A 13,539-nucleotide genomic window follows, 5' to 3' on the forward strand; every position below is an offset into this window, starting at 1 on the left:
GTACAATAGATGAATGAAATTGAGATAAAGGAATGAATGCCGATGATTAATTCGCCAGTCGAATCATTATTTGGAATAATAGATGAAACGGCTACATTACTGCAAGAGGAACTTGCCTGCAGTTATTTAGAAGCCGTTGCCGAAACGGGAGAAAACCTGTTTCAGGGGGATGTCCTCCAGGAAGAAGTCAGTGAACTGACCAAGAAACGCCTGAACAAAAAGTATGATGAAGTGAATCTTCCTCAACTTGAGAATGAAAATATCCGCAAAGCCTTTCAATTCGCGATTTTAAAAGGAATGAAAGAAAACGTTCAGCCAAATCACCAAATGACGCCGGACTCACTTGGACTTTTCATCAGCTATCTCGTCAATAAATTCACAGCCGATATGAATAAGCTGACTGTACTGGACCCTGCGATCGGAACCGGGAACCTTTTGACGACGGTCTTAAACCAAATGCCGGGAAAAGAAACCCAGTCCATTGGTGTGGAAATTGACGAAGTGCTCATCAAGCTCGCGTATGTGGGAGCGGATCTTCAGAAGCATCCACTGCAGCTCTTTAATCAGGACTCACTGGAACCGTTGTTCATCGATCCCGTCGACCTCGTCCTTTGCGACCTGCCGATCGGGTATTATCCGAATGACCTGCGTGCCCAGGACTATGAGCTGAAAGCGGGAGAAGGACATTCATACGCCCATCACCTGTTCATCGAGCAAAGCCTGAAGCATACGAAAGACGGAGGATTCTTGTTCTTCATCGTGCCAAACGGATTATTTGAATCCCCGCACAGCGCACAGCTTCAAGGGTATTTGAAAGAGAAAGTTGACATCCAGGGCTTCCTGCAGCTGCCGCTTTCCCTGTTTAAAAATAAAAACTCGGCGAAGAGCATCCTGATCCTTCAGAAGAAAAAAGAAGGAATCAAGCCTCCTAAAGAGGTACTGCTTGCGCAACTACCAAGCCTTTCGAATCAGAGAGCCCTTCAGGACATCCTATCGAAGATCGATCAATGGTTGGTACAGAATAAATAAAGACTGCCTTTGGGCGGTCTTTTTTTGTTGGTGTTTTATTGGAGGGGGGATGGGGGTATGCAGAGAATGAGGAGTTTATCGACCTCTCATTTGGATTTATCAACCGTTATCTGGATTTATCGACCTTTTGAGAAATATATCAACCTTTTTTTCATTTTATCAACCGTATTTTCAATATATCGACCGTTTTACGAAAAGCGACAAAATCTGCACCGATTCTTACACCACGACATGTCCAGCTCCGACGGCTAGTCCCTCGAGGTCATAAGCTAAATGGACCAAAAAGGCAAAGTACGCCTTTCTGGCCCATTCATCATATGCTTGTCGGGCCTGACCAAGCCGTCTCCGCCTTTCGAAGGTCCAGCTCCAGGGCTTAGAGGCTCGAGGTCATAAGTCAAGAACACCAAAAAGGCAAAAGGCCGCCTTTCCGGTGTTCTCGCCTTATGCTTGTCGCCTCTGACCAAAGCCCTTCCGCTTTTCGTATTCAAACTTTTGCGAAAATATTTAATTTAACATGAAAACGATGTCATTTCAAGCTTTTTCTTGAAATAGGGTGGAGTCAGTGATTTAATGGGGAATTGAGAGATAAAAAACGATTCAATGAACAGAATAAAGTAAGAGTCGATAGATCGAATACAAAAGGAGCGATACAACGTGGCAAAAAAAGTGATTGCAATTAATGCTGGAAGCTCTTCATTAAAGTTTCAGCTTTTTGATATGCCTGAAGAAACGGTCATTACTAAAGGTTTGATTGAACGTATCGGATTGAACGATGCGGTTTTCAATATTACAGTGAACGATGAAAAACGTGAAGAAGTAACGGATATCCCGAACCATGAAGTAGCCGTTAAAATGCTGCTTGAAAAGCTGACAGGCTTTGGCATCATCAAGTCACTTGATGAAATCGATGGAATCGGTCACCGTGTTGTACACGGCGGAGAGGTTTTCAATGATTCCGTTCTAATCACAGACGAAGTCGTGACAAAAATCGAGGAGCTTTCTGACCTGGCTCCACTTCATAACCCTGCAAACTTAACAGGAATCAAAGCATTCCAAAACGTATTGCCGAATGTTCCTGCGGTTGCAGTGTTTGATACGGCGTTCCACCAATCTATGCCGGAAAGCTCATTCTTATACAGCCTTCCTTATGAGTATTATGAAGATTTCGGAATCCGTAAATATGGTTTCCACGGTACGTCCCATAAGTATGTATCTCAGCGTGCTGCTGAAATGCTTGGCCGTCCGGAAGAGCAAGTGCGCCTGATTTCTTGTCACCTTGGAAATGGTGCGAGTATCGCTGCTATCGAAGGCGGTAAATCCATCGATACGTCAATGGGCTTCACTCCTTTAGCTGGGGTTGCCATGGGAACTCGTTCAGGTAATATTGACCCGGCTCTTATCCCGTTCATTATGGAGAAAACGGGATCAACAGCTGACGAAGTATTAAACATCCTGAACAAGAAGTCCGGTATGCTTGGTGTATCTGGATTCTCAAGTGACCTTCGTGACATCGAGCAGCAGGCTTCAGAAGGTAACGAGCGTGCTGAACTGGCTCTTGAAGTGTTCGCCAACCGTATCCACAAATACATCGGTTCGTATGCATCTCGTATGTATGGTGTAGACGCGATTGTCTTCACAGCGGGTATCGGTGAAAACAGTACATTAATCCGTGAAAAAGTCCTTCAAGGCTTGGAATTCATGGGCGTATACTGGGATCCTGCTCGCAACAAAGTACGTGGAAAAGAAGCATTCGTCAACTACCCACATTCACCAGTTAAAGTTATGATCATTCCTACGAATGAAGAAGTCATGATTGCTCGTGATGTTGTGGAAAAAGGGAATATCTAATAAATGAAACGGGGCCGCCTTGGATGGTGGTCCTGTTTTTTTTAGTATTAATTAGTCAGTGGTTTTAAACTAAGTGAGATTTTTCGACAAAGAGCTTAAATAATCGATATCCGGCTTATATATTAGGATTCCGGCTCATATATTAAAATTCTGGCTTATAATTTTAAAAAGTGGCTTATAAATGTTTAAAACTGGCTTATATAATAGTATTCACACGTCCGGTATAGGGTCAGGGGTATGGAATTGGGGTATATTAGTTATAAAAAAACTCTTTTTATCAAAATCAGACGAATGCAACGGATAAAAATAGATTTTATTACCTCACAATTATAATTTACAGACTATTCCCACCACTCACCCCACAATCAAAGAATTCTCCCACCCACATATGATATACTATACGTAATTCAAGGAATGTAAGGAGTGGGGAGAAGTGAACTGGTCAGAACGGGATAAGCAGGTATGGCAGTCGATCAAAGCGTGGAGAGATGAACTATATGAATATGAAGCGAATGATTTGGAGCATACATATGTGAAGTGGTTGGATTACGCGTTTGAATCGATTCCTGAAGATGTTCAGGAGCAATTTTTTCAGCGGCTGGATGGCTGGTTGTTTCACATGCACTCTCTGATTCAAGGTTCACAGATGCAAAATGATGCACGTGAGCGCATTCTGGTGACGGCGCGGGCATTTAATCAGGACATTCAGACAGTGGAGGATTTGCATTATTTAACGATTGATCAGCTTCATTACATAGCGGAACAGCATGCGGGACGACACCGCATCTACTCCCTGCTTCAAGGAGGGGTGACGGGGACCGGTGGCTTAGTGGCACTAGGGTCGGATTTGCCGGCGATGCTTGTCATCAATCTTCGTTCGGTGCAGCTTATCGCGATTACCTATGGGTTTGATGTTCAGACACCGTTTGAAATGATGACGTCATTGAAGGTGTTTCATGCAGCGACCCTGCCGGCAAGACTGCGGGCCCTTGCGTGGGATGACCTGATGGAAGACTTGAACAAGAAGGATTCCAATTACTTCTACGATGGATCGGAGCAGCTGACGGATTACACGTGGCTGGAAGGGTCCATGAAGCAGGCGCTGAAAGCGATGGCGATCACCATGTTTAAAGGAAAGAAGTGGTCGGGTCTGCCTCTCGTCAGTATTGCTATTGGAGCGGGATCCAATTATCAGCTTTCGAGAAAGATCACTGATTTTGCGGAAAAGTACTATCAGTATCGCTATTTGCGTGATAAGAAAAATGAACAATAATAAAAAGGGAATGATGTGGTCATCACATCATTCCCTTTTTGTTTTTTCAGGATTAGTTCGGTACCAGAGCCATAAATCATTGATTTCCGAAGCCCGTTCAGAGATTTCGTTGTTGATTTTACAGGAACGTTCAAAATCATCTTCCTGAGCCAACTCCTCCTGTAGGCGTTCGATCTCCACATCGATTTCCCCAATCCGGTCCGGAATCGTTCCCCGTACACGCTCCCACTCAAGGAGAATCACTTCCTGTTCCTCCGAAGAATACACCGTCCATTCCTTCAGCATAATGGGAAGGTGGATTCCAAGTCTTCGATCATATGAAAAAAATTCGTTCCTCATCTTTCTGGATGCTCCTTACGTTTCATTCTTCTTTCATCCTACAACAATTATGCCCGTAAGCCCAGTCCGAAGGGAATCTCACAATTTGTCCATAAAATAATTATACAAATTGATGAATAAGTATTGATGTATTTCTTGTAAACTGCTAATATAAATTCATCTTAAAGAATAAATATTCATTTATATAGAAAATCAACAGGAGGAGATACGGATGAGTAAAAAAGTGGTTTTAGCTTATTCAGGTGGTTTAGATACGTCAGTTGCGGTTCAATGGTTAAAGGAAAAAGGATATGAAGTCATTGCATGCTGCCTGGATGTGGGTGAAGGAAAGGACCTTGATTTTGTACAAGAAAAGGCATTGACAGTGGGAGCTTCCAAAAGCTATGTGATTGATGCGAAAGAAGAATTCGCGAATGATTACGCGCTTATCGCTCTCCAAAGTCATGCACTGTACGAAGGGAAATATCCACTGGTGTCCGCTCTATCAAGACCGTTGATTGCGAAAAAACTTGTGGAGGTTGCGGAACAGGAAAATGCAACGGCTGTGGCACATGGTTGTACGGGAAAAGGAAATGATCAGGTAAGATTCGAGGTGTCCATCGCGGCATTGAATCCATCTTTAGAAGTAATCGCCCCGGTACGTGAATGGAAATGGTCACGTGAAGAGGAAATTGAATATGCGAAAGAGAAGGGGATTCCAATCCCGATCAATCTGGATTCCCCATACAGCATCGACCAGAATCTTTGGGGCAGAAGCAATGAGTGCGGTGTCCTTGAGGATCCTTGGGCTGCACCACCGGAAGATGCATATGATCTAACAGCTAGCATTGAAGAATCACCGAATGAAGCGGATGTAGTTGAAATCACGTTCTCCAAAGGGGTGCCTGTGGAACTGAATCACGTGGCGTATTCTCTGGATGAAATCATTGCGAAGCTGAATGTGTTGGCTGGTAAGCATGGAGTCGGACGTATCGACCATGTGGAGAACCGCCTGGTTGGAATCAAGTCACGTGAAGTGTATGAATGCCCGGCTGCCATGACCCTATTGAAGGCACATAAAGAACTGGAAGATCTGACATTGGTGAAAGAGATTGCTCATTTCAAACCGGTGATCGAGAAAAAAATGACTGAATTAATCTATGAGGGACTATGGTTTTCTCCATTAAATAAAGCATTGAAGGCATTTCTGGATCAAACGCAAGTGTATGTGAATGGTGTTGTACGCGTGAAGTTATTCAAAGGCCATGCCATCGTGGAAGGAAGGAAATCACCGAACTCCTTATATGATGAAAACCTTGCAACGTATACAAAAGCAGATGAATTCGATCATGATGCTGCCGTTGGATTCATTCAACTATGGGGTCTTCCGACAAAGGTATCTTCCATGGTCAATGCTGAAAAGAAAGAGAAAGTGACCCTATGAGCAAGCTGTGGGGAGGACGTTTTACCAAAAAGCCTGAAGAATGGGTGGATGAATTCAATGCATCCATCTCATTCGATCAGGAGCTAGTGTTAGAAGATATTGAAGGCAGCGTCGCACATGTGAAGATGTTAAAGAAGTGTGGAATTCTGACGGTAAGTGAAGCCGATCAGATTCTCGATGGACTTCATGTGCTGTACGGCAAGGCTGAAAAAAATGAGCTTCAGTTTTCCGTGGAGTATGAAGATATTCATTTGAATCTGGAAAAGCAGCTGATCGACTTGATTGGAGAGGTCGGAGGTAAACTTCATACAGGAAGAAGCCGTAATGACCAGATTGCGACCGACATGCATCTATTTTTAAAAAGACGAGTGGAGGAAGTCGTTAAGCTCGTTGAAGATTTACAGAAAGCCATCATCGTTCAGGCAGAAGAAAATGTGGAAACGATCATTCCGGGGTACACGCATCTTCAACGTGCCCAGCCGATTTCGTTTGCCCATCATTTAATGTGTTATTTTTGGATGCTGAACCGTGATAAGGAGAGACTGCAAGATTCGCTCAAAAGAATCGACATTTCTCCACTGGGTGCCGGTGCACTGGCAGGAACAACATTCCCCATCGATCGTGAATATTCAGCCGAGCTCCTTGGCTTCGGTTCGTATTATGAAAACAGTCTAGATGCCGTAAGTGACCGTGATTTCATCCTGGAATTCCTGAGCAACAGTTCAATCATGATGACTCATCTTTCACGCCTTGCGGAAGAGATGATCCTGTGGTCTACGGAAGAGTTTCGATTCATCGAGCTTGATGATAGTTTCACGACGGGAAGCAGTATCATGCCGCAGAAGAAGAACCCTGATATGGCGGAGCTTGTCAGAGGGAAGACGGGCAGAGTGAATGGAAATCTCATTTCCCTTCTTACTGTGTTAAAAGGTTTGCCGCTTGCGTATAACAAGGACATGCAGGAAGACAAGGAAGGGATGTTCGATACGGTGAAGACCGTGGTGGGATCTCTTAAGATCTTCACTGGCATGATTTCGACGATGAAAGTGAACAGTGAACAGATGAAGGAAGCGGTCGGGAATGATTTCTCCAATGCGACGGAGCTTGCTGACTACTTGGCAACGAAGGGGATTCCTTTTAGACAGGCACATGAAATCGTTGGGAAGCTTGTGTTGTATTGTATTGAGAAGGGCTGTTATCTGAAGGATGTTTCTTTGGAGACGTATGGTGAGTTTTCTTCGCTGATTGAGGAGGATATTTATTCGATTTTGACTCCTTATTCGGCAGTTGAGAGAAGGAATTCGTATGGCGGTACTGGGTTTGAGCAGGTGAAGGTGCAGATTGGGAAGGGGAAGGCTCAGTTGGGGTCTTTAGCTATTTCGCAACCGTAAAAATTTCAAAACCAAAACGATTAGCGAGTGCTTGTTGATTTTCGCTTCAGGTGCTCGCTTTCCGCGGGGCTGGCGGTGAGCCTCCTCGGCTACAAGAGGTGTCCTACCCTTGTCCAGCTCCGGCGGCTATCCCCTCGAGGTCATAAGCTAAATGGTCCAATAAGGCAAAAAACGCCTTCCCGACCCATTCATCTTATGCTTGTCGGGGCTGAGCAAGCCGCCTCAGCTTTTCGTTGTTTCCCGAAGGAGTCGAGCACCTTCCGCTTCAATCAACTTGAAAAGTTTTGATTTAAAGCATAAAAAAGAACGGTTAAGGGAGGTCATTCTCCTTCATCCGTTCTTTTTTTGTGGAAGTTAATAAATCAATCTTCCACTTCTTCCGTTCTTACAACCAGAACGTCGCAGTGTGCAGCTCTGGTGATGTGTTCTGATACGCTACCGATGAGGAAGCGTTCGACGGCGTTGAGGCCGGTGGCTCCGCAGATGACGAGGTCTGCTTTGACGTTTTTGGTTGCTTCTCTTGGGATGATCACTTTCGGGGAGCCGTACTCGACATAGGTTTTGACTTTGGTCAATCCGGCTTCGGTCGCTTCTTCTTTGTACTCGTTTAACAATTCTTCAGCATACTTGATGGCTCTTTCTCCTACGGTGCGGTCATAGGATTCGATGGCGGCGAAAGAGCGGGTGTCGATGACGTGGATCAAGGACAGAGTTGCGTCGTTCCGTTTGGCGATGGCAATCGCTTTCTTGAAGGCCCATTCTGCTTCCCTTGATCCATCTACAGCTACTAATATGTTGTGATATTTTAAACTCATTGTGATCCCCTCCTTACAGTTATCATACTATATTTTCCCACTTATATCTGTAGCTAATTTTCGAACAATAAAGGGGAATAGACTACTTATTTTTATAGGGGGCATCACCATGAAGAAGAGGGATCCGAAAGAACAGTTCACGTATGATGAGAATGCGAATCAGCAGGTAAGCCAGCAGATCATGGATTCGTATACGAGCGGTGTCATCGATACGGAAAATGGTCAGTACGGGACATATGAAAACGAAGAATACGATAAGTAGATAGTATAAAAAGCCATCACTAGCACGGTACCGTGTCTGGTGATGGCTTTTTACATTGTTGACGTCACGCCTCTCTGTATACCACCTCAACCTCGCCTTTATTCTCATGCATCATAAACAATGCTTCAGCTATCTTATCTCCTGAAAAATAGGTGTCTTCCTGAACATAACCGTTGATGGTCAGAGTCCCAACATATACGCCTTTTGGAGTCAATTCCTGATGAAGGCTGTGAGCCAGGTTCCTGAGTCCTGCTTTCCCGACTGAAAGCGAGGCGACATCAGCATTTGGGTGCAGGGCTAAACCGCCACCCGTCAATAGAATCGATCCTGTTTCTTTCTTTATGAAAGGAAGGACTTCTTGAACAGCTGAAAGGGCTCCGGCTACGTTCACCTTAAAATCAAAGATGAAATCTTCCGTAAGGATAGTCGTTGGTTGACCCGGTCGGATGGATGCGGCATTGTACAGAAGAATCTCAATTTCATCACCGAATTCTTCCCTGACTGCAGAAAGGGCGTCCTTCAAGGATGATACAGACGAGACATCTCCTTGAAATCCTTTAGCGGTAATACCTTGAGCTGCCAACTCATTTTCAAGCTTTTGCAGGGATGAAAGTGTCCGTGAAATGAGTGCCACCTTGTATCCTTTTAACCCAAAATTCTTCGCTGCCTCATAGCTGATGCCTTTTCCAGCGCCTATGATTACGATCGTTTTATTCATAAAGAATTCCTCCATGATTAATATTTGTATATGCAAATGAAAGGGTAAAAAAAGAGCGCCTACCTACGATCACTCTTTTTCAAGCTTCAAACTTGCTTCATGCAGCATCCGGCTTAAATCCAGGCTGAAATCCTTCCCAAGTGTTTGGGAATAATCATCGTACATCTCTTTAATGGAAACACGGAACTCCCGATACAATTCTTCTCCCTCATCGGTTAAAGAAATGAAGGATTGCTTGCCGGACATTTTCCGCAGGACGATATTTTTCTTTTCCAGTTTATCGATGAAACGTGTACTGGTGGAAGGGGCAATGGCCAGTTTCTGGCACAGTTCCTTCTGTGTGATCCCTGGTTTAAAGTGAATGACCATAATCATATAAAAATACGATGGAGCAAGTCCTCCGGCATCCAGGTATTTTTCCGCAAGCTTGGTGATGCTCCTGGCAAACCGGCTCGCCGTGAAGTATAAGCAGTGAATCAGAACGCTTTCTTCTTCGTTCATTGAATTAACACCCTTTCATTTGTATGTACAAACTATCACAGATTAGAGTACCATGTCAACATAAGCGATGGTTATCATCTACCTTTCGATTTTACTATTATCCTCCCCTACCACTTTTACAGTAAAATGAAAGGTAGATATCGGAAGAGGGGGGCTATTCATGAAAGCAGTGATTCAAAATGAGTTTGGCGATTCTGGGGTACTCCAATTGGTGGATGTCGAGAGTCCGAAAATCGATGAAGATGAAGTGTTGATTCAAACGGCATATACCAGTGTGAATTATGCCGATATCAAATCAAGGAAAGGGAACAAAGGGAAGGGGAAATTCCCTTTCACACTTGGTCTTGATGTAGCGGGGACCATTGTTGAAGCAGGGAAATCCACTGGATTTGACGTCGGGGACCGTGTCATCGCTTTTCCTATAGGTGGTTCCTACTCTGAATATGTGAAAGCCAATAAACAGCTGACATATAAAATTCCTGAGAGCCTATCTTTTGAACAGTCGGCTGCCATGCCGACCGTATCGATTTTGTCCTATATTCTGTTACATGAAATTGGTCAGGTGAGAAAGAGTGATACAATCGTTGTCCATAGCGGAGCCGGGGGTGTCGGTTCTATGCTCATTCAATTAGCAAAGCTAGCCGGAGTCGAAACTATCATCGCAACAGTTGGAAACTTGAGCAAAGAAGACTATGTAAAGAGGCTGGGAGCAGATCATGTTTGTACATATGACGTGTTTGCAGATGAAGTGCTCCGACACACAAGTGGCCAAGGGGCACATGTCATTTTCGATTCCGTTGCAGGGGATGTCACCTCCCGCAGCCTGGAATGCCTCGTTCTGTATGGAACCCTCGTCCAATTCGGCAACAGCAGCGGCAGTGCGGGTCATTTTACAACAAGCGATGTACATTCCTCCTGCCGAAATGTTAAAGGCTTCAGTCTTGGGACGACGAGGAAACATCGCCCGGAAGTGTTGGCGCCGGCAGCTGAAAAGGTCATAGACTTATTTGCATCGGGTAAAGTCACACTACCTATTGCGAAGATCTTTGATTTGAGTGAGGCAGCACAGGCTCACGATTTAATCGAGAGTCGTGAGTATGAGGGGAAAGTTTTGATAAGAGCCTGAATGGGAGAGCCTGTTTTCAAACAGGCTCTTTTACTTTACCCCTGACAACCCCCGATTGATGAACCGGTGCAGAATCCCCGCCATTTCACCAGGCGACTTATCCATTCCATTTTCCAACCAGTTTTTTATCACATGAATGCTTCCGCTCACCATGAACATGTTGATGTAGTCATAGGTTTCCTGGTCGATTCTGTCATCGGTGTGCCAGTTTTTAAAAATGAATTCATGCGTGATTACCATGCCTTTTTTCAAAAAATACATATCCGTGTTCTTGCTGAGGAGCGTTTCGCAGATGCCTCGTTTTTCTGCAAGGTATTCAAATAGCTTCTCGGTCATCTGCAGGGCTTCTTCTTCTTTTGAAAAGTTGTATTGGCCTAGTGTTACGGTCAGGTCTTCGATGAATTCTTCTTCTATTTCTTCCAGTAGTTCGTACTGATTGGCATAATGGGCATAATAGGTGGATCGGTTGATGTCTGCTGTTTCACAGATTTCTTTGATGGTGATGCTTGAAATGGTTTTATCCTGTAAGAGCTTCAGCAGGCTGTCTTTTAAAACCATGCGTGTATATTTTTTTCTTCGGTCCATTTTCGAGTTCAAAGAACCACTTCCTTCCCAGGTTCCTTCGAGTTATCCAACACACGTGAAAGATGTGTTGAGTATTGAACATTCTTTACACAACTGTCCGTTGAATATCCAACACTGTGTTTATTATAATGATAAGGTGAAAAAGTGAAACAGACAAGAGAGGTTGAAGGATGATAAAGATTGCTTCTTGGATCATAAAGCATAAAAAAGCGGTATTGATTGCGTTTATTCTGGCGACAGTTCTGTCAACGGTGGCGCAGTTTTTTGTGAAGGTCAATTATAATATGGTCGATTATCTCCCGGATGATGCCCAGTCGACACAGGCTTTGGACGTCATGGAAAGGGAGTTTACCGGGGCCGTTCCGGATACAAGGGTCATGGTGACGGATGTGTCCATACAGGAAGCACTCACCTATAAAGAGAAACTGGAAGCCATTGACGGGGTCACGGATGTGATGTGGCTAGATGATATGGTCGATCTGAAGACGCCTTTGGAAGTGGCGGATAAAGAAACGGTGGAGAATTACTATAAAGAAAGGAACGCCCTGTTTTCCATCAGTGTTCGGACCGGGGATGAGGTGCGAATCACTGATGAGATTTACGAGTTGATCGGTGAAGATGGTGCGATTGCAGGTGAGGCAGCCAATACGGCAAGTTCTCAGAAGATGGCAGGGAATGAATCGATGTATGCCGGAATGCTCCTTGTTCCCCTCATCATTCTAATCCTGGTCGTTTCGACAACTTCCTGGATCGAACCATTGTTTTTCCTGACAGCGATCGGGGTGTCAGTCCTTATCAATCTGGGGACGAATATCTTCCTCGGGGAAGTCTCCTTCGTCACCCAATCGGTGGCACCGATCCTGCAGCTCGCGGTGTCACTGGATTATGCGGTATTCCTGCTTCACAGCTTCTCCGATTACCGGAAGGAGACGGACGATCCTGAAGAAGCAATGAAGCTTGCCATGAAGAAGTCGTTCCCGGCGATCACAGCAAGTGCGGCAACCACTTTCTTCGGATTCATCGCCCTTACATTCATGAAATTTCAAATCGGTTCGGATCTCGGGGTGAACCTCGTGAAGGGGATCGTGCTGAGCTTCATCAGTGTGATGGTATTCCTGCCTGCACTAACGCTTATTCTTTATAAATGGATGGATAAGACGAAACATAAGAGTTTTGTTCCGAGCTTCACTGGTATCGGGAACAAAGTATTGAAACTGAAGATTCCAAGCCTGATCTTCGTGTTGGTCATTCTGGTCCCGGCATTTCTGGGGCAAACCAATACGTCCTTCATTTACGGGACGGGGGAACAGCCCGAAAACACCCGTGTCGGAAGTGATTTCAAAAAGGTCGAGGAGGCGTTCGGGGAAACGACGCCCATCGTCCTGCTGGTCCCTAAAGGGGATATGGCAAAGGAAGAGAAGCTCGTGGAGGACATTGAGTCCCTTGACTATGTGACGGGGGTCATGGCGTATGTCAACCAGGTGGGGGCAGAGATCCCACCTGAGTATCTCGACAAATCCATCACGGATGAATTTTATTCTGAAAGCTACAGCCGTATCGTTATCAACACGAATCAAGGGACGGAAGGCGACGCTCCGTTTTCCATCGTTGAAAAGGTGGAGAAAGCGGCAAGTGATTATTATGGAGATGAAGCATTGGCACTGGGGGAAAGCGTGACACTGTATGATATAAAAAATACCGTAAACAAAGACAATATCGTTGTAAACGTACTGACGGTCGTGACGATTGCCCTTGTGCTACTATTCAGCTTCCGCTCGATTTCGATTCCGATTGTGCTTCTGATCACGATTGAAGCGGCGGTATGGATCAATCTATCGATCCCATACTTCACCAATACATCTCTCGTGTTTGTCGGCTATTTGATTATCAGTACGGTGCAGCTGGCGGCGACGGTGGATTATGGCATCTTATTCACCGAGGCCTACACCCATTATCGTAAGGAAATGCCTGCTAAAGCAGCCATGATACGGACCCTGGATGAAAAGACATTCTCGATTTCGATTTCGGCAGCGATCCTATCAAGTGTCGGATTCATCTTGTGGATCACGTCTTCCAATCCGATTGTGGGATCCATCGGCTTATTGATGGGGAGAGGGGCATTATTAGCCTTTATCATGGTTCTCCTTGTCCTGCCGGCACTGTTATTGGTATGCGATAGATGGATCAAGAAAACAACGATCAAAGCAAACTTTTATGAGGAGAAATGAT

General features: G+C 44.8%; 13 protein-coding genes. 8 read left to right on the forward strand and 5 right to left on the reverse strand.

Going from position 1 to position 13,539, the window contains the following annotated elements; translation table 11 throughout:
• Window positions 1–45: 45 nt before the first annotated feature.
• From LCL96_RS00790 to LCL96_RS00800, 3 genes are all read left to right on the forward strand, one after another.
• Window positions 46–1,029: a class I SAM-dependent methyltransferase gene (locus LCL96_RS00790; protein WP_224941248.1), complete on the forward strand. Its 984-nt coding sequence runs from the start codon at window positions 46–48 to the stop codon at window positions 1,027–1,029.
• Between the two features lie 654 nt (window positions 1,030–1,683).
• Window positions 1,684–2,877 (forward strand): acetate kinase, encoded by a 1,194-nt coding sequence (locus tag LCL96_RS00795; RefSeq protein WP_224939600.1) that lies wholly within the window; start codon window positions 1,684–1,686, stop codon window positions 2,875–2,877.
• A gap of 433 nt (window positions 2,878–3,310) precedes the next feature.
• On the forward strand, window positions 3,311–4,150 hold the full coding sequence (locus tag LCL96_RS00800) for an EcsC family protein (RefSeq protein WP_224939601.1): 840 nt from the start codon (window positions 3,311–3,313) through the stop codon (window positions 4,148–4,150).
• Between the two features lie 27 nt (window positions 4,151–4,177).
• Here LCL96_RS00800 and LCL96_RS00805 read toward each other — a convergent pair whose 3' ends face one another.
• Window positions 4,178–4,489, reverse strand: a complete 312-nt coding sequence (locus tag LCL96_RS00805; protein ID WP_224939602.1) for a hypothetical protein — start codon at window positions 4,487–4,489, stop codon at window positions 4,178–4,180.
• A 211-nt stretch (window positions 4,490–4,700) separates the two neighbouring features.
• Here LCL96_RS00805 and LCL96_RS00810 point away from each other — a divergent pair, with 211 nt between their 5' ends.
• Both LCL96_RS00810 and argH read left to right on the forward strand, forming a co-directional pair.
• Window positions 4,701–5,912, forward strand: coding sequence for an argininosuccinate synthase (locus tag LCL96_RS00810; protein ID WP_224939603.1), 1,212 nt, complete (start codon window positions 4,701–4,703; stop codon window positions 5,910–5,912).
• Window positions 5,909–7,303: an argininosuccinate lyase gene (argH, locus tag LCL96_RS00815; RefSeq protein ID WP_224939604.1), complete on the forward strand. Its 1,395-nt coding sequence runs from the start codon at window positions 5,909–5,911 to the stop codon at window positions 7,301–7,303. The genes LCL96_RS00810 and argH overlap by 4 nt, the downstream gene beginning before the upstream one ends.
• A gap of 362 nt (window positions 7,304–7,665) precedes the next feature.
• Here argH and LCL96_RS00820 read toward each other — a convergent pair whose 3' ends face one another.
• Entirely contained in the window at window positions 7,666–8,118 is a 453-nt protein-coding gene (locus LCL96_RS00820; RefSeq protein ID WP_219166502.1) for a universal stress protein, read from the reverse strand.
• A gap of 109 nt (window positions 8,119–8,227) precedes the next feature.
• On the opposite strand from LCL96_RS00820, the gene LCL96_RS00825 reads away from it, so the two are divergent.
• The gene (locus tag LCL96_RS00825) at window positions 8,228–8,380 is read left to right on the forward strand and encodes a hypothetical protein (RefSeq protein ID WP_224939605.1); all 153 of its coding nucleotides are present in this window, start codon (window positions 8,228–8,230) and stop codon (window positions 8,378–8,380) included.
• A 64-nt stretch (window positions 8,381–8,444) separates the two neighbouring features.
• On the opposite strand, the gene LCL96_RS00830 is transcribed toward LCL96_RS00825, so the two are convergent.
• Window positions 8,445–9,098 carry an SDR family NAD(P)-dependent oxidoreductase gene (locus LCL96_RS00830; RefSeq protein WP_224939606.1) on the reverse strand — a complete coding sequence of 218 codons (654 nt, stop codon included), beginning with the start codon at window positions 9,096–9,098 and terminating at the stop codon, window positions 8,445–8,447.
• Window positions 9,099–9,167: 69 nt separating this feature from the next.
• Complete coding sequence (locus tag LCL96_RS00835) at window positions 9,168–9,599, reverse strand: MarR family winged helix-turn-helix transcriptional regulator (protein WP_224939607.1); 432 nt, start codon at window positions 9,597–9,599, stop codon at window positions 9,168–9,170.
• Window positions 9,600–9,759: 160 nt separating this feature from the next.
• Here LCL96_RS00835 and LCL96_RS00840 point away from each other — a divergent pair, with 160 nt between their 5' ends.
• On the forward strand, window positions 9,760–10,725 hold the full coding sequence (locus LCL96_RS00840; RefSeq protein ID WP_224939608.1) for a quinone oxidoreductase family protein: 966 nt from the start codon (window positions 9,760–9,762) through the stop codon (window positions 10,723–10,725).
• A 30-nt stretch (window positions 10,726–10,755) separates the two neighbouring features.
• Here the strand turns inward: LCL96_RS00840 and LCL96_RS00845 are convergent, their stop codons facing one another.
• A complete protein-coding gene (locus tag LCL96_RS00845; protein WP_224939609.1) occupies window positions 10,756–11,322 on the reverse strand; it encodes a TetR/AcrR family transcriptional regulator in 567 nt (188 codons plus the stop codon).
• A 158-nt stretch (window positions 11,323–11,480) separates the two neighbouring features.
• On the opposite strand from LCL96_RS00845, the gene LCL96_RS00850 reads away from it, so the two are divergent.
• The gene (locus tag LCL96_RS00850) at window positions 11,481–13,538 is read left to right on the forward strand and encodes an efflux RND transporter permease subunit (protein ID WP_224939610.1); all 2,058 of its coding nucleotides are present in this window, start codon (window positions 11,481–11,483) and stop codon (window positions 13,536–13,538) included.
• Window position 13,539 lies beyond the last annotated feature (1 nt).

Source organism: Rossellomorea aquimaris (genome assembly GCF_020172085.1).
In the GTDB taxonomy this organism is placed as follows: domain Bacteria; phylum Bacillota; class Bacilli; order Bacillales; family Bacillaceae_B; genus Rossellomorea; species Rossellomorea aquimaris_E.